We start from the raw sequence: 19,202 nt of genomic DNA on the forward strand, positions 1-19,202 counted from the left end.
CCTTTTTTGCTTATCTTATCAATTCACAGGCGATTTCGGTTAATACTCAATAAAATCAACTACATTAAGATGGCGTCCCCACCCGGACTCGAACCAGGAGCTATCCCTTAGGAGGGGACTGCATTATCCAGTTATGCAATAGGGACGTTGTTTTGAGCTGCTTATTATAGCAAATAAATGTACAGTGGTTATTTGAATTTTACTGTTTTAGATAATATAGTGGCAAGGGCGTTAGTAAAACCTAATAACCAAGCAATTTAAGTGCGGAACAGGTTAGTTTTGATTTGTCGGTTGGTGATATCAACGAAGACGGACAACAAGACTTTAACGTTATTTATCCGAGTGGAGACCAACAATCATTGATTTTATTTATTGCACCGTAAGTGAGGGTTGTATAAAGTGGACCCCATTGTCAAGACCATTTTCTCCCAACAATAAGGAGAAATATCTAACATTCTCATACAAAATGTACGGACTAAAAATCTTCACTTCGCTATCGCTCCGTTTCCCTGATTTTCAGCGATTGCTTCGGCTTCAACATTGATTCGCGGTTGAGTTCTATCATCAAGAGGTCTTTGTAAGCAACATGTGTCAAGATATATAAGCATGTAAACACTGTAAATTAATCATCCATTGAAAACTAGTATCAGTATACTCTCATTCTCCTCTAGCTGTATAAATGATGAATAGGCTCGTTGTTTAATTTCTTTTTTTCAAATATTTTTTCATTATTTTGTTAGATACGTTATCATGAATTTCCTTAGTACAATTGAGTGAGCCACTCGAAACGAAAAAAACAAATGTCGAATACATAATTATTTTTAATTTCAATGGGTTACAGCACTGGCATAACGGGGGTTCAATTCCCCCCGTCTCCACCAAATAACTTATTGATTTTAAAGGAATTTAAAATAATTTACTATAAAAATGGCTGTTAATTGGATGTTAATAAATTCAACTACAGCCATTTTTTTTCAATTTATGAACATAAATAATTGAACATAAACTCTATAGATCACCAATAAACTAGGCACGGCAACAATTTTCAGCTGCAAACCATCTAGTTTCAATTATTTTTTTATGCAAAAATACCGCAGGAGTTAGGCGCGCCATCCTATCTCATGAAATACTTAGGACTCCTGTCGCCAAATATTCATTCACATACGGAGCGAATTAGATAAGCCCCAGTACGCCCTGCGTCCGCTTCACAACGCGCAAAAGCCGCTACGTTAAAGCTACCTCAAATGGCTTGACGGCTGTCGGGATAACTACTAGCCTCCCTCGCGCACTGCTATCGCAGTGCACTTCGGATTGGCGACAACCCTGTCGCCTACTGTGGACTAAAAATCATCACTTCGCTATCGCTCCGTTTCCCTGATTTTTAGCGAGAGGAGAGTGCTTTTTGTGTGGGGTGGTTGGTTTTGTGCTGTCGCTTTAAACTTGTCATAGATTATGAAAGTTTTTTTAAATCAATGCTTGAAGATATTCATACCAGTTATGGTAGATTATTTGCTTTCTTTATACAGTCTCTTATTTTAGTTTTATTGATAACATTTTCTATTGAGACATTACCTGATAACAGTCATGACTACGAAGTCATTATTAAATATTTCTGAAGCAGTGTTGATTGGTATCTTTAGTGTTGAATACTTATTGAGACTTTACGTTGCTGATAAAAAAATTGGATTTGTTTTTAGTTTTTTCGGGTTGATTGATTTGTTGGCTATTCTGCCGTTTTATTTATCAGTTGGATTAGACTTACGTTCTATCAGAGTATTTAGGTTATTAAGATTATTTAGGTTGTTTAAATTGCTACGCTATAACCAAGCAATAAATAGATTTCATCAAGCACTGATGATTAATTGATTTTGTTTAGTTGTGTTGCCGCTACCATGCTTTACTTATCTGCTGTTGGGATTTATTATTTTGAGAGTGCGGCACAGCCTGATGCTTTTCAATTTATTTTTCATAGCCTGTGGTGGGCCATTGCTACTTTAACTACTGTTGGTTATGGTGAAGTGTATCCTATTACCATTGGTGGTAAGGTCTTTACATTTTTTGTATTAATGATTGGCCTTAATATTGTTGCTGTACCGACTGGGTTGGTTTCTAAAGTGGACCCCATTGTCAAGACCATTTTCTCCCAATAATAAGGAGAAATATCTAACATTCTCATACAAAATGTACTTCACGTGGTGTTTTATAACCCAAACTTTGATGCAGCCGTTCTTGGTTATAAAACTCAAAATAACGCTTTAATCCAGATCGTAATTCAGGCACTGTCTGATACTCATTCATATAAATATTCTCATATTTTACTGTTCGCCATAAGCGCTCTACAAAAATATTATCTAAAGCCCGGCCACGCCCATCCATACTGATCTTAATTTCCTTATCCAGCAAGACTTTTGTGAATGAAAGGCTAGTAAATTGAGCACCTTGATCTGTATTGAAAATTTCTGGGGTGCTTATATCAAGCGCTTTCTCTAACGCATCAATACAGAACGCTGTATCCACCGTGTTAGACAATTCCCACGACAAGACATAGCGGCTATGCCAATCAATCACTGCAACCAAATACATAAATCCCTTAGCCATTGGAATGTAAGTAATATCAGTGCTCCAGACCTGATTTACTTTATCAATTAACAGGCCACGCAACAAGTAGGGGTAAATCTTATTCTCTGGGTGCGGCTTACTGGTATCCGGCCCAGGTGCAACCCCACGGCTTTCTCATAAAAAAATATATTGACATATGCGATAAAATATCATTATTTTAATCGACAAACAGATGCCAATTACACACTCAACGAATGATAACGACCTTGAAATAAATCTAGAGACAGAGGTGGTTAAGTTCATCAATGTACTTAAAACACTACCTGATACACGTGACAACCGTGGCAAACGACATTCATTAGTGTTTTTAATTGTTACTGTTGTTTTTTCTATCTTGCTAGGTCGTTCAACAGTCTCCAGTATTCATCGTTATATGACGAATAAAATTGATTGGTTACGTGAAGTCACAGGACTTGAGGATGCTCCCGTTATTTCTCGTTCTCATTTGCCAAGAATGCTGGCTAAATTAGATTGGCAGGATTTGAATGAGGTGATTAATCAGTGTTTTAGCGATAAAACCGCACAAATTATTGAAGGTGAATGGATTGCAATTGATGGTAAAGTAATGAGAGGAACGCTTAATCCTGGGGATAAACAAGCAATTATTCATGCTGTTTCACATGAAAGCCGTAGGGATGTAGCGCAAGCTCAACAAGTTGGCGACAAATCCAGTGAAATCCCAGTCGTGCGTGGTTTACTAAAAGATACGGGCTTGGACGCGAAAAAAGTCAGCTTAGATGCTCATCATTGTAATCCTGAAACGATGACTCAAGTTGACCAAAAAGGCGGTTTTTATTTAATTCAGGTAAAAGAAAATCAACCTAAACTATTACAGAAATGCCGTGATTTAGTGAAATTAAAGCCACTTGCTGAAACCATAGGTACCGAGTTAGCTCACGGGCGAATCACTACGCGTCAAGCCGTATTATATGACTTCCCAGTATCGGAAATTGATAAACGATGGAATGAAAGTGGTTTAAAAACATTGATCGTAATAAGACGTACATCTTTTGAAAAATCAACTAAAAAAAGTAGCGATGAATTTTCTTTTTATTTGAGTAATTATCAAGAAAAGACTGAACAAAAGACTGTTGAGATCTTGGTTAATACCATTCGTAACCACTGGAGTGTAGAGTCTAATAACTGGCAGTTAGATGTTACGTTTAACGAAGATCGTGTTCGAGTTAAGCAGGGGAATCAGGCTCAAATAATGGGTAAACTACGCTGTTTTGCTATGAATTTATTACGGGAGTCCACGCCTAAAATACAAAACTTTCAATCCTGTATTGAAAGATTTATAGACTCTCCAGAGACCTTAATTTCTACACTTAGGCAAGTTAATTTTTTATGAGAAAGCCGTGCTATGCTGCGTAGATGGTTCATTATTTCCAGTGATACACTCAATGCTCTGGGCTGAGTATACGAAAGACCATCAAGCACTGAAGCTTCATTTGTGCTTCGAACTTAATCGCATGATTCCAGTGGATTTTCAGCTAGGTAATGGGAATTCCAGTGAGCGAGAGGCCTTATTAAAAATGGCTGCTGCCGGGGTGACCTATATTGCAGATCGAGGGTACATGTCCTTTCAGTTGTGCAGGGACTTAGTTGAGAAACACGCTTTTTTTGTTTTTCGTGTCAAAGAAAACCTGCTTTTTACAGTCACTGAAACGCTAGCGCTTTCAATGCCAGAATCAACAAATCGTTTCTTTGATAGTGTGAGTGATGAATTGATTCGCTATACCAATGATAAATCAAAGGCTATTTATCGTTTGGTGCGTTTTACTGTCAACCAGGAAAGTTTTTTTATTCTGACCAATCGACAAGACCTGACGGCATTTCAAGTTATCATGCTCTATGCCTACAGATGGCAAATTGAACTTTTTTTCGCTTCTTAAAGCGCACTATGGGCGGGATTCATTTAGTGCGTCATGACAGGGCAGGCACGACCATTCAGTTTTATGTCATGATGACATTAGCATTACTACAACTTCATTTAAAACAGAGTATTATGGAGAAAACTGAGGTAAATGAAAATGAAACATATCATGTTAAACCTGCTGAGAGCGGGAGCTGTCGCGACAAAAAGAATACGGTTCTGTCGCAAGCATAGATTAATTGTGGGGCTCCTGTCGCATTTATGCGTCAATTCTGAGATAATTAACCCTAAAGATTTTTCCGCGAACTTGGGCAATGAATGCCCAAAATGATATTTCGCAAAAGTGGGACTCCCCGCAACAATCTTTAATTATTGTGAGGGGGGTGTGTTATCTTTTGATTTCCACGTATCCCCGTTGCGTTCGTAACGAGTGAACTCGCCCGTATCACGATCCACGTAAATAATCCCTGCGATAGTCTCTATTTCCCCGGTCTTGCCCAGTTGTTGAACCACCTTTACAGAAAGTTCTCCCAGATCATTACCAATAACCAAATAAGTCGGTTTTTTAAGGGAACTTTTAGCCATCTTTAAAATCTTTATAGTCTGCTGTATTTCTTCTTTCTCATTCCTCACAGGGATCAAATTTCCATCTTCAACGCCCTCGGTCATCCACCACGTCCGCCATTTCTGAACCCCGTCGTGTTCTGTTGTAGACAAACCGCTTTTGGGTATGCCAATCGCAATACAAAATTCCTCCATACGATCAATGGCAATGCTTGCATCGCGACTATAAACGAGATTTCCGTCATCATCCTCTTCCAGCAAATCCATACGATTCGCCCCATGGGCAAAAATAGCGGAGTAAGGAGTATCTTTAGCCTTACAAGGCATCCTATAATTGACCGATTTCTGAGTAGTTACCCATCCATATGTGGATAGATCTTCTTCTTTGGGAATTGCGGCCAAAATTTTACGGGTATATTCTTTAGCTGATTTTATGGCTTCCTCCCTCATTTTTTTTCTGAGGTCATCTGAGAAATCTGCGTAGACGACAGAAGTCGAACACAGTGCTAATAATATTAATGCCCCTAATAATTTTTTCATTTCATTCACCTATTTATTATTGAAAACGAAGAACGTCTTGTCTCCAAGAATAACTTTTCTGCTAAAGCCATAAACGGCTTATAGGAAGAAATGTTTTTCTCGGACAACTGCCCCTTTTTAATTATATGTGCTGCTTAAATTCCCGCAATCGTTGCTTGATTGGAGCTCCATCCTACCTCATGAAACACTTGGGACTCCTGTCGCCAAATATTCATTCACATACGGAGCGAATTGGATAAGTCCCAGTACGCCCTGCGTCGGGATAAAATTCTAGCCTCCCTCGCGCACTGCACTTCGGATTGGCGAATTTCCCTGTCGCTCAGTTTCCCTGATTTTCAGTGTATGAAAATCAGGGAAACTGAATATCAAATAAGCGTGTAGCGGCTGTCGTGCCATCTTTTCGTTTGATGCAATAATTATAGCTCACCGTTATGCCTTTAATCGTTTTTCGCTTATAAACCACGGCTATTATGATACATCTTCGATAAACAGCCGTTACGACCTTCGACCCGCTACGGTGAAACTGTCTCTCCATATTTTCTGCCCATGTAAGCCAACGTTCCATATCGATGACTGATAATTGACTGCTAAAAGGGTGAGATTCAATCTCTATATGATCCTGCTCGATAATGTTATTTAACATATTATAAATTATAATATCATATGTTGATTATAGTAGCAAATCCAAGCTTTCTCCAATACGGAATTAGTCTGAAAAGGGCCTCGCATTCTAATATAGAATGAGTCTAAACTGACAAAACCAGATAATCTGTTCATGATGAGGGAATGAAAGCCATCATGAATCTTAACGCACTAAAAAATACGGAAGAATTACAGTCGTTTTTGAATGGATCACAAGCGGTTGCCTTTAGCCTGCTAGGTAAAAAGGAGGAGCGCTATGCCTTTATTCAATTTAGCCTTTGTCAAATGCAATTAACCGCCCACTCTATAGGTGGTACTTGCTTGTAGTGAGTAAGTTTTTGTTTATACGTTACTTAACAACAGGCTGTTGCAAATCACTCTGCCATTGTGCTACTTTTATTTTTAAATCTTCTATATTAAGTGTCGTGAGTTGTTTATTTTTTAAACAATGTTTACCAGCCACCCAAACATCGCTGACTTGGTGACGTGATGCGGAATAAACTAGATGTGTAATGGCATTATAAATGGGTTGGGTTTCTATGTCGGATAAATCGATAGCGCAGATATCGGCAGCTTTGCCGATGGTCAGTGATCCTGTTATATGATCTATGCCTAGAGCTTTGGCGCCATTTAAAGTCGCCATGCGTAATGCCGTGGCCGCAGAAACGGCACTGGCATCTTTTGCTACGCCTTTGGCTAAGAGGGCGGCGGTACGCATTTCACCGAACATATCCAAATCATTATTACTCGCAGCACCATCTGTGCCTAATGCAACATTAATGCCTGCATCTAAACATTTTTGTACTGGACAAAAACCACTGGCGAGTTTTAAATTAGATTCAGGGCAATGCACAATATGTGCGCCTGCTTGCGCGAATTTTTTAATTTCTGCATCGGTTAATTGCGTCATATGCACGGCAATAAACGAGGGTGTGATTAAACCTAATTTATGTAAGCGCTGCAAGGGACGTTGGCCGTCTTGGGTTACTTCATGTTGAGTTTCATGCACGTGCATATGAATAGGTAGATTAAGCTCTTCTGCCAAAGCACTGATTTTTTTTAAAGGCTCATCTGAAACCGTATAAGGTGCATGCGGTGCAAAAGGGGTACGTACTAAAGGCTCATGGCGTAACTCTTCGTGTAGAGCGAGTCCTTTTTCTATATAGTGCTCTGGACCATCTGCCCAAGCAGTCGGGAAATCAATTAGAATTAATCCGACATTTGCGCGTATGCCATGGTGTATGGCTTGGTGTGCGGTAATTTCCGGAAAGAAATACATATCATTAAAGCAGGTTGTGCCGCCGCGTAACATTTCTGCTATCGCTAAATCTGTGCCATCGCGTACGAATGCTTCGTTAACCCATTTTTTTTCTAGCGGCCAGATATGATTTTCTAACCAATCCATTAAATGCAAATCTGCAGAAATGCCGCGAAATAAAGTCATGGCTAAATGCGTATGCGTATTAATTAAACCGGGGATCAAAGCATGGTCGGCTAAAATTTCCAATTGCTTAGCTTGGTATTTCTCATGGGCTTGTTGTACAGGTAAAATATCCAGAATACGGCCTTCATGTGTGATTAAGGCATGATCTTCAAGAATTACATTATGAGGTTCTACAGGTATAATCCAGCGTGCTTGAATAAGCGTATCAACTTGCATAATTAAAAGGTTTATTAAAATGAAACAGATTAGAGAGTATAGGTGTTAATGGAACAAAAATTCAATGTCCATGCGTTAGTATGGCAAGGTCAACAGTTAGCAGTGTTAGATCAAAGGCAACTTCCTGAGATTGTACACTATGAGCTGTATGTTACTGCGCCTGATGTTGCGCAAGCAATAAAAACTATGCAAGTGCGTGGTGCGCCTGCTATTGGTATTGCAGCAGCTTATGCAGTGGCGTTGTCTGTACAGCAACATTATCAGCCGGATAATAGTGTATGGCGACAACAAGTTGCAGCAGAAATCAAGTTATTAGCCGCTTCTCGACCTACGGCAGTGAATTTGTTTTGGGCTTTAGAGCTTATGCAAAAAAAATTGACACAAGTAGAAGGCTCGCCAGTTGAGGCGGTCATTCAATTAGCGCAAGACATTCATCAGCAAGATATAGCGGCCAACCTGAAAATGGGTGCATTGGGTGCGGATATTTTACGCGATGCACAAGGCTTGTTAACCCATTGTAATGCAGGGGCATTAGCGACGGGTGGTTATGGTACAGCATTGGGTGTGATTCGTAGTGCTTATCAACGCCAAGCGCGACATATTTATGCGGGTGAAACGCGGCCTTGGTTGCAAGGCGCGCGGTTAACGGTGTGGGAATTGGCAGAAGATGATATTCCATCAACTTTAATTGCGGATTCAGCGGCAGCTATGTTAATGAAAAGCGGGCAGGTGGATTGGATTATTGTCGGTGCGGATCGCATTGCTGCGAATGGCGATGTGGCTAATAAAATTGGCACATATTCTTTGGCGGTTTTGGCTAAATACCATGGTGTTAAATTGATGGTTGTCGCGCCGACCTCAACGATAGATTTTGCCATGCAATCAGGTGATGATATTGAAATAGAGCAACGTGCTGCTAATGAATTTTTGCCACAATGTTATGCCCAAGCTGATAGCTTAATTGATGCTTGGAACCCCGTATTTGATGTAACACCTGCGGAATTAGTTAGTGTTATTGTGACTGAGCGTGGTGCAGTATTTAATCCTATTGATAAGGGTGTTGGAGAACTAAATAATGAATAGTGAATTTGATAAAAAAGCAGGTTTAAATCCTTTATTAGCCGTACAAAGCTTATTACAAGGTATGTCTATGGTGATGCGTAAGGAATTAAGAAAATTTGTCTTAATTCCTATGCTGATTAATTTTCTGTTGTATTCGGCTATGCTGTATTTAGGCTATGTTTATATTGGTGCATTAATGTTGCAATTTATACCGGATTGGTTGCAGTGGTTAAGTTGGCTTATTTATCCGGTATTTTTTATCAGTTTTTTTGTTGCAGGTTTTTTTACTTTTACTTTATTGGCGAATTTAATTGCCTCGCCTTTTTATGGTGGGTTATCAGCGAAAACACAGCAAATTATACGTGGTGATACGGTGCCAATTCAGGAGCAAGCATTATCCAAGGTGTTATTTTCTGAGTTAAAACGCATCGTTTATTTATTAAGTCGTGCTATTCCTATTGCTATTATTTCGGTTATTCCCGGTTTGAACTTGATTGCGCCGATATTGTGGGGTTTGTTTGGCGCATGGGGTATGAGTATGGAGTATTTTGCTTATCCACTAGAAAATCAGGGTTTATTATTTAAAGAACAGCGCGAAGCATTAAAGACAGTACGTATTGGTGCGCTGAGTTTTGGTGGCATTGTTTTATTGGTTTTAACAATTCCTGTATTAAATATAGTGATGCCACCGATTGCAGTAATTAGTGCCACAATTTATAGAGATAAGTTAGCGGTGAAATAAGTGTGAGTACGTAAATATGTAAAGTTTCAAGAGAAAATAGAACTGGGCTTAGCGCTCTAAATTAAGGCTAGGTGGCAATGGACTAGCCGTCTAAAGGGGTTAGTTATTACACACTTTTAGGAGGCAATCAAAACCACTTTCTTAATGATAGGAGTAACACGTTTTAGGGCTAGCACTTTAAGATGGGATGTATTAAAAACTGTAGGGCATGGCTTTAGCCCGCTAATGCCATGCCCTACTCTAAAGGCGGGCTGAAGCCACGCCCTACAAGTATAACTAATATCCCGTCTTAAACTGGTAGCCGATTTTTACTTAACCATACCATTAACGGACCAATCATAATCAATATCCGCATTAATTTCATACTCTATTGGTAAATCAGTACGGTAAGATCGAATAAACAGGTCTACCCCGCCGGCTTTGTCAAAATCTTTCTTAAACCATTTAAATATTTTAGACACGGTAATTTCATTTTCAGTCATATATAAGCCTTTTTTATCATTACCTAAAAAAGCATTTGCCTGTTCATCTAACTGTTTATTCAATATTGCCGCTGTATAAGGCTCGCTTCTCAAATCAGGGCAACTGACAGAGGCGCAAACAATTGCGAGGTGTATGCGCGGCTCGCCCATTGGACGAATGATATGATTCTCAATATCATCCAAAGAAACCCTATTTCCGCCTATCGTTCCTGCCTCTTTACCCCAAACGGGCTTAAAGAAGCTCCCAACATCTTTAATACTTTCTAAAGGCCAATGATCTACCACTGTTTTTAAAGCCAAAATGTTATAGGTATTAATATAGAACGCTAAGGTTTCATTCTTACCTTTTAGTGATGCAATAGGGTAAGCTGAAATCTGCTGGTAGACCTTTTCTACTAGGCCATTGTGCTTTAAAGCCGCATAATCTACTAACGCAAGCGGCGTACCATTTTTTATACCGTATTTTACTGACTTCAATACTTCAGCATAATCTTTCCAATCGGGCTCTTGCGCTGCAACATTATTCGCTAACAATAATCCGGTAAGCACTTTTAATACTATCTGTTTCATACAACACCTATTTCGCTAAATTAAAAAATAATACTAACGATGAGTCGAAGGGGGTGCAGAAACCTTACAATGCAGCGCTAATGATTAGTTTCCAGCAAGCTTGCTACCCAGCTAGAAAGCTCTTTACTTGCCAAGTCAGTTAAATCAACAAAGCTCTCTATTGCTCCTATGGCATCAGGTGATTTTGTACTTTTTGAAAAGTTGAATACACGCTTGCTCAGCAAACTAGAACCGTCACCAGAAAAAACACTGACTTTAAATACCATAATAACCCGAGCATCATTTGTAGATTCGAATTGCTGTTCAAATTGCATCAGCTGTATCTTTATATTTACCGGTTGGCCTTGTGCAGGAATATTTAATCGGTGTTCTAACAGTGCTGGTACGGGTGCTTCCCAGCGATCCAAGTTATAATAAGCAATAGCTGTAGGGTTACTGTATAGCAAGCGATAGCGGATACGCTCGTCCCATAACCAACTCGGTGCATTCACATTTATTGTCGCATTATTTATGTTTGCCCCCGTCGCTACTCCTAAGTCGTGACGCACAGGAACCGATAGAGTAGGCTGCACAGTACATGCTGAAGCCATCATAAAAAAGGCGATAGCCAATAATTTCTTTGTTGTTGCTTGTTTCATTGCGCCTCCTTAAAACCTGGTTCGCCTGGAGCAGGTTTTAATAACTCAGTACCAAACAAAAACATTTGTGGGTCTGTTTCTAACATCGAGCCAACTCGATCAAATTTACGTGTCATTGCTTGTAGCTGCATAATAAGGGTCTCTGCTCTAGGTAAGGTGTTGTTGAGTAGTTGTTGACCCATTATATTTCCTGTTTGCATCAGTTTAGTTGACTGGTTGGATAATACTGTCATATCTTGACGTAATTGTTGACTTAATAACGTAAATTCATCCGCTAAATGATTCATTTTAACGAGTGATTGATGAACATCTGCAGTTAATATAGGTACTTGATCTAGTATTTTCTCCGCACTGCTTTCTAATTGGTTTAATTTATACGTTGCTGTATCTACATTGACTAAAATCTGTTCTATGTGTTGTCTATTATTATCATTTAATAAATCATTCAATCGACCCATCAGTTCACGTGCTTGTTTAACCGTTTCTTCTCCTGAATCTGATAGTCGCTCAATTAGAGAAGGTTTAAGGGGAATACGGTTTTCAGCGTTATGGCCCGGAATTAAGTGCGCAGGATTTGAACCATTATCCTGTAATGCTATCTGCGTTAACCCCGTTACACCCTTCATTTGTAATGTCGCAAAAACGCCTCGGGTAAAAACTATATCTTCATCAATTTCCATAACCACAAGGATCACATCACTATTATCAGGATCAAAACCAATAGAGATAACTTTTCCTGCTTCAATCCCTCGGTAATAAACCGTAGATCCTGATTTTAACCCAGTCACTGATTGGTGCGTCTGAGCGACATAAGTTTTTGTTTGATGTTGCACATCGCTGAGCCAATAAATTAGCATGACAGTACTCGCAATCAATACTGTCATAAATAATCCGGTTACTAAGGCAAAACTATCCTTCCCCATGCGCCGTCTCCTGTAAATTAAAAATCCGCTGAGCGCGGTGATTGTGAAAAAATTGTTCTATAAAAGGATGTTTATTATTCAGCACCTTATCCAAGGTATCAAAAGCAACCAACTGGTGTTCTGCAAGTACTCCCACTTTGCTACAAAGGTCTTTTAAAATATGTAGGTCATGGGTCACCATAAACACGGTAAAATTCAACTCTTGGTGTAGTTTCTGTAATAAAACCACAAAATCATCACTTGCAATAGGGTCTAGCCCAGAAGTCGGTTCATCGAGTAATAATAACTCAGGCTCTAAAATCAATGCTCTAGCCAGAGCAACTCGTTTGACCATGCCGCCTGATAATTCCGAAGGTTTACGCATAGCGTCATAAGAATTTAAGCCAACCATGCCCAACTTCATGCAGACCAGTTGTTTAACCAAAGGTTCATTATTGATACCTAATTCCCGTAATGGAAACGCAATATTTTCAAATACATTTAAAGCGCTAAACAGAGCACCATTTTGAAACAGTACTCCAGTATGGTTGCGCCGTTTCCGACACTCCATTGTACAAGCTTTCTGTACTTGTTCACTCAACACCTTTAAACTTCCTTGGCTCGGTGTTTCCAGACCAATTATTTCGCGTAATAATGTGGTTTTTCCACTTCCTGAGGCTCCCACTAAACCTAATATCTCGCCTTTTTCAAGGCACAAACTAATATCTTGGTGCACTAATTGTTCGCCAAAATAGGTCCAGATATGTTTTAGCTCTATTGCGTGTTGCTGACTCATGGAAACCCCACATTTTTAAATAAAATGGAAAAAATGGTATCCACCATGATGACGGCTGTAATACTAGCTACAACAGCATTGGTTGTTTCAGCACCTAAACTTTCTGTATTTGGCTTTATTAAAAAACCGAAATGACAAGCAATAAGCGCGATCATTACACCAAATACAGCGCCCTTAGCCAAACCAATGTAAATATTCACTACTGGTACAGATTTAGGTAACTGTTCAAGAAATTGCTGATAGTTAATGTCTAAAGTAAGATCGGCAGAGACCATTCCACCTATCATAGCAATAACATCAGTCCAAATAATCAGTAAAGGCATAATTAAAAATAATGCGACAACTTTAGGCAAAACCAGCCTCAGAGAGTGAGAGACACCTAAAGCAGATAAGGCATCTAGCTCTTGAGTCACACGCATAATACCAATTTCAGCGGTCATTGCAGACCCTGAACGTCCTGCAATAATAATTGCGGTCAGCATAGGGCCTAATTCGCGAATAATACTAAGACCAAGTAAGTCGATAATATAAATTTCTGCACCAAAGCGTTGTAGCTGCAATGAAGAGAGGTAGCTCATTGATACACCAACCAACAAACCCACCAAGGCTGTAATTCCCAAAGCACTTACCCCAGCCTTGTAAATAGTCAGTGAAATTTCCTTAAAAGGGATTGCTCGTGGATGGCCTAGTAAAAAGATCAGATCAAGTATTAATCGGCCAAATAGGGTCAACCAAGTACATATATGACGACCAATCCCTTGTAGCTGTAACAAGATATGTACAAATATTGCAGAAAAATTTATCTGTATAGGCTCTGCTATGGGAATGTTACGCCCTTGCCAGTGCTCAAATAAACGCATGTGCTCTGGGCGAATTATTAAGTCGGTAGGTAGCTTATTATGCCAAGCCTGCCACAGTAAGAAAGCAGCTGCGCTATCTAAGCGATCAATTTGGCTAATATCCCATTGCTTCCGTTTATCTCGACCCAGTTTTTTAATGGCCTTAAGCTCTGAAGACTCAGCGAGTGAACGTAAAGTCCACTGCCCCTTCAGAATAATTAAAGTATGACCATCATCTTCTTTAGAAAAGGTAATTTGAGGTTTACCTATACTCGATAGATTATCGTCCATAAAATACTCACTTAAATGTAATGCGCTAAATTGTCTACTATTAATACGATAACCTTACACTTAATTAAGACGAAGGTTAAGGCTATAAATTTATTTTCATTACATCTAATTTTTTTTGTAAGGAATGCTCCATTAAGCTGACTAATGGATAGATGAACAGTCACCTTAATAAATCAATAACGTATAATCTAATGATGAAATTCGCGACATCGATGTTAGCAGAGCAAACTATGGATATAGCAGCGATGTTAGGCAGTATGATGGATGGGGTTAAAGCGGTTATAGCTGTATTAATGGGGTCTTTAGTTTACGGCGGATTACTAGAGGTTATTACAGAGAAATCTGCTTGTTATTGTAATGCTAGCAAAAGCTTGGCTTAAAAACTCATTTAGGAGCAGAAAATGCCTAATTAGACTTTACCATTACAAATGGTAGTGACCTAGCCCAGTCTTTTAAGATAATGATCAAATCAGATATTATTTGTAATATATTGAAAGTTAAGGGTTAAAAATCATGCCAAAATAGGCCGTGTAGTTCCATAATATCCGTTTATACATACACTTCAATTGCTTACAAAGTTAAACTCGAAACCTAAGCTAGGGAGATGGAGTGTAAATTAAGCCTTAATTTAATATAGGCGAAACCAAAGAAAATAAAACAATCAACAAAGTAATGGAATCTCAAAACTAATGAAAAAACTAGGCATAATAACAGCATTACTCATCATCATAGTCTTCGCATGGTTTTTCTTACCCATGTCAGCGAACAATGCTAGCCCTAAAGGAAGCCTAGAAAAGCTTGTACTAACAGGCTCTAGCACCGTTGCACCTTTAGCGTCTGAAATTGGCAAACGTTTTGAGGCTTTACATCCTAATGTACGTGTTGATGTACAAACAGGAGGCTCTTCTCGTGGCGTTAACGATGCGCGCACTGGCTTGGCGAATATTGGTATGGCCTCGCGCGCACTAAAAGTAAAAGAAAGCGATCTACTCAGTTTCACTATCGCTTTAGATGGTATTAGCATTATTACTCATCAAGCAAATCCAGTCACCGCTTTAGACAGGCAACAAATCATTGCTATTTACACGGGTAAAATCCTTAATTGGAAAGACGTTGGCGGTAATGATGCACCGATTACTGTGGTTAATAAATCAGAGGGGCATTCGACACTGGAATTATTTTTACATCATTTCGGCTTAAAAAATACGGATGTTAAAGCGCACGTTGTTATCGGTGATAATCAGCAAGGCATTAAAACAGTAGCAGGCAATCCAAATGCTATTGGTTATGTCTCAATTGGTGCAGCAGAATATGCAGCTAGCCATGATATTGCGATTAAACTACTGCCACTTGGAGGCATCACAGCCTCGGTGGCTAATGTACTGAACCATAGCTTTCCTTTATCCAGGCCCTTAAATTTAGTCACGCGTGAAGCACCAACGGGTACAGCAAAAGCCTTTATTGACTTTGCCCGTTCAGTACAGGTTAATGATCTTATCGAGGCACAATATTTTGTCCCTGTCGCACACTGATCAAAATCTTAGCTTAATACTACAGCTCTGTGCGCTGATTGCAGCCGCTGTGGTATTGTTGATTTTAGTGTTTTTGCTGAGTGAATCTTGGCCTGTTTTACAGCATGTATCGGTATGGCGTTTTTTCAGTGATGATGCTTGGCATCCAGCACAAGATTTATATAACATCACGCCGATGCTTTCCGCCACCTTACTGTCTACGCTGGGTGCATTATTACTGTCTACGCCACTGGGTATTGCTTCTGCTTTGTTCACTCGCTATTATGCGCCGCCCGCGTTGGCGGCATGGTATCGGCGTTTAATTGAATTATTAGCTGGTATTCCTTCGGTGGTTTATGGGCTTTGGGGATTGACCACCTTAGCGCCGTTAGTCGGGCAATTACACCCACCTGGCGTAAGTTTATTAACGGCTATATTGGTTTTAGCGCTGATGATTTTACCAACAATTGCTTTAACCGTTGACTCTGCGCTACGCGCTGTCCCTGTTGCTTATCATCATAGTGCCGCTGCGCTGGGTCTATCACGTTGGGCAATCATTAAAAATATTATTTTACCAGCGGCACATTCAGGTATTACCTCTAGCGTTATGCTAGCCGCTGGTCGCGCGATAGGCGAAACCATGGCAGTATTGATGGTTGCAGGTAATGTGGTACAACACCCTCATAGCTTATTTGCTTCCGTGCGTACACTCACTGCCAATATTGCCTTGGAAATGTCCTATGCTATGGGCGATCATCGAGCCGCTTTATTTGTGGCTGGCTTAGCGTTAATGCTAATGGTATTGCTGCTAGTCAGTAGTGCTGAACTCTTTAAAAGACGCTCATTATGTCTACAAATACACTAGCGACTTGCTTAATTTGGTTAGCTGCTTTATTTGTAACAGCTGTCTTTGTCTGTTTATTAGCTGATATTATTAGCCAAGGTTTAACAGGGCTTTCATGGTCATATCTTATTGAACCACCACAAGATGCAGGACGTGCTGGTGGTATTGGCTCTATCATTGTTTCAACGGGGCTTATTTTATTGGTGGCTATTGCCACCTCTGCACCCTTAGGTTTAGCAACTGCGATATTACTGACTGAATTTAGCACACAAAAAAGCACCTTTGCACAATTTGTTGAACGCAGCTTAGATGTACTCTCAGGTATTCCATCTATTATATTTGGCTTATTTGGCAATGCGTTCTTTTGTATTTATTTAGGATTGGGATTTTCTATTTTATCGGGCGGACTTACCTTAGCTTGTATGGCTCTACCTATTTTAATTCGTACTGCGACCGAAGGTTTACGCGCTGTACCCAATGATTACCGACTTTCCGCTGCCGCTTTAAGCATGACTCGAACATCAGCCTTAATCCATTTGCTTGTACCTGCCGCTACCCCCGCACTTGTAGCAGGTTTAATGTTAGGTATTGGTCGTGCAGGTGCTGAAACTGCCGCACTTATTTTTACCAGTGGCTATGTTGACCGTATGCCTGATTCGGTCATGGATTCGGGACGGGCATTATCGGTGCATATTTACGATCTTTCTATGAATGTTGCGGGTGGGGATGCTAAGGCTAATTCAGCGGCTTTAGTGTTAATCATACTTTTATTTGTTATCAACAGTGTTTCCAGTTTTTTAGCTAATCACTGGATGCATAAGAGAATTATTCACTTATGAAGCCCTTATTTATAGACTCTAAAATGCGACTAGATCCAGCTGAACATAAAGTACCTAATGACAGCTATACTTTAGGGCCAATACAAGCAGGCGAGCCATGCTGCATTCCTAAAACTTTATTTAGCATCAAAAATTTATCATTACATTACGGCACTAAACCTGCCTTAAAAAATGTATCCTTAGATATTTATGAAGGTTGTATTACTGCACTGATTGGGCCATCAGGTTGCGGAAAAACCAGTTTTCTCTCTACTTTAAATCGCTTAACCGATATGCTCCCTGATTGTAAGGTAACAGGAGACATTCAATTTAATGGTAACGATTTACGTGACCCTAGTGTAGATGTCTTAGGTTTACGCCGCGATATAGGCATGATTTTTCAAAAACCTGTGCCTTTTCTTTTGTCTATTCGGCGCAATATTGAATTACCATTACGCGAGCATGGCATTACTAAACAAAGCGAGGTAGATAGTATTGTGCAACAAGTTTTACAGGATGTCGGTTTGTGGGAAGAAGTTAAAGACCGTTTAGAAAGCTCAGCATTGGCTTTATCTGGTGGGCAACAGCAACGCCTATGTATTGCCAGAGCCTTAGCATTAAAACCCAAAGTCTTATTAATGGATGAACCTTGCAGCGCGCTAGACCCTATATCGTCAGCGGTGGTAGAAGATTTAATTACAAGCTTACGCGGACGATATACGGTTATTATCGTTACCCATAACCTAGCGCAAGCAAAACGTATTGCTAATTATGCAGGGTTTTTTTGGGTCAGCGACCGCGCAGGCTGCTTAATTGAATTTGGTCAATGTAAACAGGTTTTTGAAGCACCAGTGCATGAATTAACGGCGGCGTATGTAGATGGTAGTCGTGGTTAAACCTGACAATTAAGGGCCTTTCTAAGTACAATAAATCGTTTCAATCAAGTGAAAACCGAACTTAGTTTTAACCGGTCCATGCATCAACCCCCCTGTGTCAGAATAGTTGTCGCCTCTAAAATAAACTTTAGAGGAAAGAAAAATGAGTCCAAAATATACCGAAGGATTTAAAATACAAGCGGTAGAAAAAGCCCTTAACCGATCACCTGAAATATCACTGACAGAGATGGCAAAAACATTGGGAATAAGTCGTTCAGCTTTGCAACGATGGATTACTCAATCCAAGAACCATCAATTGGAAAAAATTTCAGATAATACAGCCTCACTTGCACAGACAATGACAGAAAAAGAGAAAAGACCTCAGGACTGGAGTTTAGAAGAACGCCTTAAACTTATCATAAAAATGGATGGCTTGAGCGAAGAAGACTGTCATAAGCAGTGTCGAATCGATGGGGTTTTTCCTCATCATGTTAAAGAATGGAAACAGCAGTTCATCACTGGCTCCGTCATGTCATCAGAGAGCAAAAAACAAGTCACTGTCAGAAATTTAAGAAATGAAATCAAAGCGTTAAATAAAGATCTTAATCGTAAAAACAAAGCGCTAGCTGAAACAGCGGCTCTATTGGTTCTTAAAAAAAAAGTAGACGCGATCTGGGGAAACGACGAGGGCAACTTACCATGATAAAAGAGCGTAAAGAAATTAGCCTGTTAATTAAAGAGGCTCAAGAGGCAGGCGCCAGGCAGTCAAAAGCCTGTGAAATTGTCGGTATTAGTGAGAAAACCTTACAACGCTGGAATCAGGAAGATAATGAGCAAGACGGACGCTTAGACGCCAAACACACGCCTAAAAACAAGCTGACAGAGCAAGAGCGTGACCGTATGATTCAAATTGCAAACGAACCAGAATATG

The 19,202-nt window shown here is 39.8% G+C and carries 22 protein-coding genes, 1 tRNA gene and 1 pseudogene; 14 read left to right on the forward strand and 10 right to left on the reverse strand.

The window, feature by feature from the left end:
* Window positions 1-70 precede the first annotated feature (70 nt).
* Window positions 71-146, reverse strand: a tRNA-Arg gene (locus BQ7314_RS04055).
* Window positions 147-1,584: 1,438 nt separating this feature from the next.
* On the opposite strand from BQ7314_RS04055, the gene BQ7314_RS15980 reads away from it, so the two are divergent.
* A complete protein-coding gene (locus BQ7314_RS15980; protein ID WP_342590392.1) occupies window positions 1,585-1,866 on the forward strand; it encodes an ion transporter in 282 nt (93 codons plus the stop codon).
* 26 nt (window positions 1,867-1,892) lie between these two features.
* Complete coding sequence (locus tag BQ7314_RS15985) at window positions 1,893-2,150, forward strand: potassium channel family protein (RefSeq protein WP_342590393.1); 258 nt, start codon at window positions 1,893-1,895, stop codon at window positions 2,148-2,150.
* 22 nt (window positions 2,151-2,172) lie between these two features.
* Here BQ7314_RS15985 and BQ7314_RS04065 read toward each other — a convergent pair.
* Window positions 2,173-2,724 (reverse strand): annotated as a pseudogene (locus tag BQ7314_RS04065) (IS3 family transposase); the annotation flags it as partial.
* 67 nt (window positions 2,725-2,791) lie between these two features.
* Between BQ7314_RS04065 and BQ7314_RS04070 the strand changes: the two are divergent.
* The gene (locus BQ7314_RS04070; RefSeq protein ID WP_174482428.1) at window positions 2,792-3,970 is read left to right on the forward strand and encodes an ISAs1 family transposase; all 1,179 of its coding nucleotides are present in this window, start codon (window positions 2,792-2,794) and stop codon (window positions 3,968-3,970) included.
* A 7-nt stretch (window positions 3,971-3,977) separates the two neighbouring features.
* Window positions 3,978-4,514: an IS4 family transposase gene (locus BQ7314_RS04075; RefSeq protein ID WP_280953862.1), complete on the forward strand. Its 537-nt coding sequence runs from the start codon at window positions 3,978-3,980 to the stop codon at window positions 4,512-4,514.
* 350 nt (window positions 4,515-4,864) lie between these two features.
* Here the strand turns inward: BQ7314_RS04075 and BQ7314_RS04080 are convergent, their stop codons facing one another.
* On the reverse strand, window positions 4,865-5,599 hold the full coding sequence (locus BQ7314_RS04080; RefSeq protein ID WP_174482430.1) for a hypothetical protein: 735 nt from the start codon (window positions 5,597-5,599) through the stop codon (window positions 4,865-4,867).
* Between the two features lie 349 nt (window positions 5,600-5,948).
* Window positions 5,949-6,242: a DUF6399 domain-containing protein gene (locus tag BQ7314_RS04085; protein ID WP_174482431.1), complete on the reverse strand. Its 294-nt coding sequence runs from the start codon at window positions 6,240-6,242 to the stop codon at window positions 5,949-5,951.
* 143 nt (window positions 6,243-6,385) lie between these two features.
* Between BQ7314_RS04085 and BQ7314_RS04090 the strand changes: the two genes are divergently transcribed.
* Window positions 6,386-6,568 carry a hypothetical protein gene (locus tag BQ7314_RS04090; RefSeq protein ID WP_217423825.1) on the forward strand — a complete coding sequence of 61 codons (183 nt, stop codon included), beginning with the start codon at window positions 6,386-6,388 and terminating at the stop codon, window positions 6,566-6,568.
* A gap of 22 nt (window positions 6,569-6,590) precedes the next feature.
* On the opposite strand, the gene BQ7314_RS04095 is transcribed toward BQ7314_RS04090, so the two are convergent.
* A complete protein-coding gene (locus BQ7314_RS04095) occupies window positions 6,591-7,901 on the reverse strand; it encodes a TRZ/ATZ family hydrolase (RefSeq protein WP_174482433.1) in 1,311 nt (436 codons plus the stop codon).
* A gap of 48 nt (window positions 7,902-7,949) precedes the next feature.
* Between BQ7314_RS04095 and mtnA the strand changes: the two genes are divergently transcribed.
* Together mtnA and cysZ are read left to right on the forward strand one after the other, a co-directional pair.
* Window positions 7,950-8,984: an S-methyl-5-thioribose-1-phosphate isomerase gene (mtnA, locus tag BQ7314_RS04100; protein WP_174482434.1), complete on the forward strand. Its 1,035-nt coding sequence runs from the start codon at window positions 7,950-7,952 to the stop codon at window positions 8,982-8,984.
* Window positions 8,977-9,705: a sulfate transporter CysZ gene (cysZ, locus tag BQ7314_RS04105; protein WP_174482435.1), complete on the forward strand. Its 729-nt coding sequence runs from the start codon at window positions 8,977-8,979 to the stop codon at window positions 9,703-9,705. Before mtnA ends, cysZ begins: the two co-directional genes overlap by 8 nt.
* A 308-nt stretch (window positions 9,706-10,013) precedes the next feature.
* Here cysZ and BQ7314_RS04110 read toward each other — a convergent pair whose 3' ends face one another.
* The 5 genes from BQ7314_RS04110 to BQ7314_RS04130 all read right to left on the reverse strand — a co-directional run bounded on the left by BQ7314_RS04110 (window position 10,014) and on the right by BQ7314_RS04130 (window position 14,223).
* Window positions 10,014-10,757: a DUF547 domain-containing protein gene (locus BQ7314_RS04110; protein WP_174482436.1), complete on the reverse strand. Its 744-nt coding sequence runs from the start codon at window positions 10,755-10,757 to the stop codon at window positions 10,014-10,016.
* A 77-nt stretch (window positions 10,758-10,834) separates the two neighbouring features.
* Entirely contained in the window at window positions 10,835-11,395 is a 561-nt protein-coding gene (locus BQ7314_RS04115) for an ABC-type transport auxiliary lipoprotein family protein (protein WP_174482437.1), read from the reverse strand.
* Window positions 11,392-12,318, reverse strand: coding sequence for an MlaD family protein (locus tag BQ7314_RS04120; RefSeq protein ID WP_174482438.1), 927 nt, complete (start codon window positions 12,316-12,318; stop codon window positions 11,392-11,394). The genes BQ7314_RS04115 and BQ7314_RS04120 overlap by 4 nt, the downstream gene beginning before the upstream one ends.
* Window positions 12,305-13,093, reverse strand: coding sequence for an ABC transporter ATP-binding protein (locus tag BQ7314_RS04125; protein WP_174482439.1), 789 nt, complete (start codon window positions 13,091-13,093; stop codon window positions 12,305-12,307). Before BQ7314_RS04125 ends, BQ7314_RS04120 begins: the two co-directional genes overlap by 14 nt.
* Window positions 13,090-14,223 (reverse strand): MlaE family ABC transporter permease, encoded by a 1,134-nt coding sequence (locus BQ7314_RS04130; protein WP_174482440.1) that lies wholly within the window; start codon window positions 14,221-14,223, stop codon window positions 13,090-13,092. Before BQ7314_RS04130 ends, BQ7314_RS04125 begins: the two co-directional genes overlap by 4 nt.
* Window positions 14,224-14,417: 194 nt before the next feature.
* Here BQ7314_RS04130 and BQ7314_RS04135 point away from each other — a divergent pair, with 194 nt between their 5' ends.
* The 7 genes from BQ7314_RS04135 to BQ7314_RS04165 form a co-directional block, all read left to right on the forward strand.
* Window positions 14,418-14,603, forward strand: coding sequence for a hypothetical protein (locus BQ7314_RS04135; RefSeq protein ID WP_217423826.1), 186 nt, complete (start codon window positions 14,418-14,420; stop codon window positions 14,601-14,603).
* A 375-nt stretch (window positions 14,604-14,978) separates the two neighbouring features.
* A complete protein-coding gene (locus BQ7314_RS04140) occupies window positions 14,979-15,755 on the forward strand; it encodes a phosphate ABC transporter substrate-binding protein (RefSeq protein ID WP_174482452.1) in 777 nt (258 codons plus the stop codon).
* On the forward strand, window positions 15,712-16,599 hold the full coding sequence (gene pstC / locus BQ7314_RS04145) for a phosphate ABC transporter permease subunit PstC (RefSeq protein ID WP_174482442.1): 888 nt from the start codon (window positions 15,712-15,714) through the stop codon (window positions 16,597-16,599). The genes BQ7314_RS04140 and pstC overlap by 44 nt, the downstream gene beginning before the upstream one ends.
* Window positions 16,581-17,417, forward strand: a complete 837-nt coding sequence (gene pstA, locus BQ7314_RS04150; protein ID WP_174482443.1) for a phosphate ABC transporter permease PstA — start codon at window positions 16,581-16,583, stop codon at window positions 17,415-17,417. Before pstC ends, pstA begins: the two co-directional genes overlap by 19 nt.
* A 23-nt stretch (window positions 17,418-17,440) precedes the next feature.
* The gene (locus BQ7314_RS04155) at window positions 17,441-18,292 is read left to right on the forward strand and encodes a phosphate ABC transporter ATP-binding protein (protein ID WP_174482444.1); all 852 of its coding nucleotides are present in this window, start codon (window positions 17,441-17,443) and stop codon (window positions 18,290-18,292) included.
* Between the two features lie 142 nt (window positions 18,293-18,434).
* Window positions 18,435-18,974 (forward strand): transposase, encoded by a 540-nt coding sequence (locus BQ7314_RS04160; protein ID WP_174482445.1) that lies wholly within the window; start codon window positions 18,435-18,437, stop codon window positions 18,972-18,974.
* Window positions 18,971-19,202: transposase (locus tag BQ7314_RS04165; RefSeq protein WP_174482446.1), on the forward strand; the 232-nt coding region annotated here is incomplete at its 3' end. The genes BQ7314_RS04160 and BQ7314_RS04165, both read left to right, overlap by 4 nt.

It is taken from the genome of methanotrophic endosymbiont of Bathymodiolus puteoserpentis (Logatchev) (assembly GCF_900128525.1).
In the GTDB taxonomy this organism is placed as follows: domain Bacteria; phylum Pseudomonadota; class Gammaproteobacteria; order Methylococcales; family Methylomonadaceae; genus Methyloprofundus.

What these genes read in the sequence shown, in the direction of transcription:
- pstC (WP_174482442.1), top strand. Translation starts at nt 15,712, where the DNA reads ATGATCTTATCGAGGCACAATATTTTGTCCCTGTCGCACACTGATCAA.
- mtnA (WP_174482434.1), top strand. Translation starts at nt 7,950, where the DNA reads ATGGAACAAAAATTCAATGTCCATGCGTTAGTATGGCAAGGTCAACAG.
- BQ7314_RS04135 (WP_217423826.1), top strand. Translation starts at nt 14,418, where the DNA reads ATGAAATTCGCGACATCGATGTTAGCAGAGCAAACTATGGATATAGCA.
- BQ7314_RS04140 (WP_174482452.1), top strand. Translation starts at nt 14,979, where the DNA reads ATGTCAGCGAACAATGCTAGCCCTAAAGGAAGCCTAGAAAAGCTTGTA.
- BQ7314_RS04130 (WP_174482440.1), bottom strand. Translation starts at nt 14,223, where the DNA reads ATGGACGATAATCTATCGAGTATAGGTAAACCTCAAATTACCTTTTCT.
- BQ7314_RS15985 (WP_342590393.1), top strand. Translation starts at nt 1,893, where the DNA reads ATGCTTTACTTATCTGCTGTTGGGATTTATTATTTTGAGAGTGCGGCA.
- pstA (WP_174482443.1), top strand. Translation starts at nt 16,581, where the DNA reads ATGTCTACAAATACACTAGCGACTTGCTTAATTTGGTTAGCTGCTTTA.
- BQ7314_RS04080 (WP_174482430.1), bottom strand. Translation starts at nt 5,599, where the DNA reads ATGAAAAAATTATTAGGGGCATTAATATTATTAGCACTGTGTTCGACT.
- BQ7314_RS04110 (WP_174482436.1), bottom strand. Translation starts at nt 10,757, where the DNA reads ATGAAACAGATAGTATTAAAAGTGCTTACCGGATTATTGTTAGCGAAT.
- BQ7314_RS04095 (WP_174482433.1), bottom strand. Translation starts at nt 7,901, where the DNA reads ATGCAAGTTGATACGCTTATTCAAGCACGCTGGATTATACCTGTAGAA.
- BQ7314_RS04125 (WP_174482439.1), bottom strand. Translation starts at nt 13,093, where the DNA reads ATGAGTCAGCAACACGCAATAGAGCTAAAACATATCTGGACCTATTTT.
- BQ7314_RS04160 (WP_174482445.1), top strand. Translation starts at nt 18,435, where the DNA reads ATGAGTCCAAAATATACCGAAGGATTTAAAATACAAGCGGTAGAAAAA.
- BQ7314_RS04070 (WP_174482428.1), top strand. Translation starts at nt 2,792, where the DNA reads ATGCCAATTACACACTCAACGAATGATAACGACCTTGAAATAAATCTA.
- BQ7314_RS04090 (WP_217423825.1), top strand. Translation starts at nt 6,386, where the DNA reads ATGAAAGCCATCATGAATCTTAACGCACTAAAAAATACGGAAGAATTA.
- BQ7314_RS04155 (WP_174482444.1), top strand. Translation starts at nt 17,441, where the DNA reads ATGCGACTAGATCCAGCTGAACATAAAGTACCTAATGACAGCTATACT.
- BQ7314_RS15980 (WP_342590392.1), top strand. Translation starts at nt 1,585, where the DNA reads ATGACTACGAAGTCATTATTAAATATTTCTGAAGCAGTGTTGATTGGT.
- cysZ (WP_174482435.1), top strand. Translation starts at nt 8,977, where the DNA reads ATGAATAGTGAATTTGATAAAAAAGCAGGTTTAAATCCTTTATTAGCC.
- BQ7314_RS04115 (WP_174482437.1), bottom strand. Translation starts at nt 11,395, where the DNA reads ATGAAACAAGCAACAACAAAGAAATTATTGGCTATCGCCTTTTTTATG.
- BQ7314_RS04120 (WP_174482438.1), bottom strand. Translation starts at nt 12,318, where the DNA reads ATGGGGAAGGATAGTTTTGCCTTAGTAACCGGATTATTTATGACAGTA.
- BQ7314_RS04085 (WP_174482431.1), bottom strand. Translation starts at nt 6,242, where the DNA reads ATGTTAAATAACATTATCGAGCAGGATCATATAGAGATTGAATCTCAC.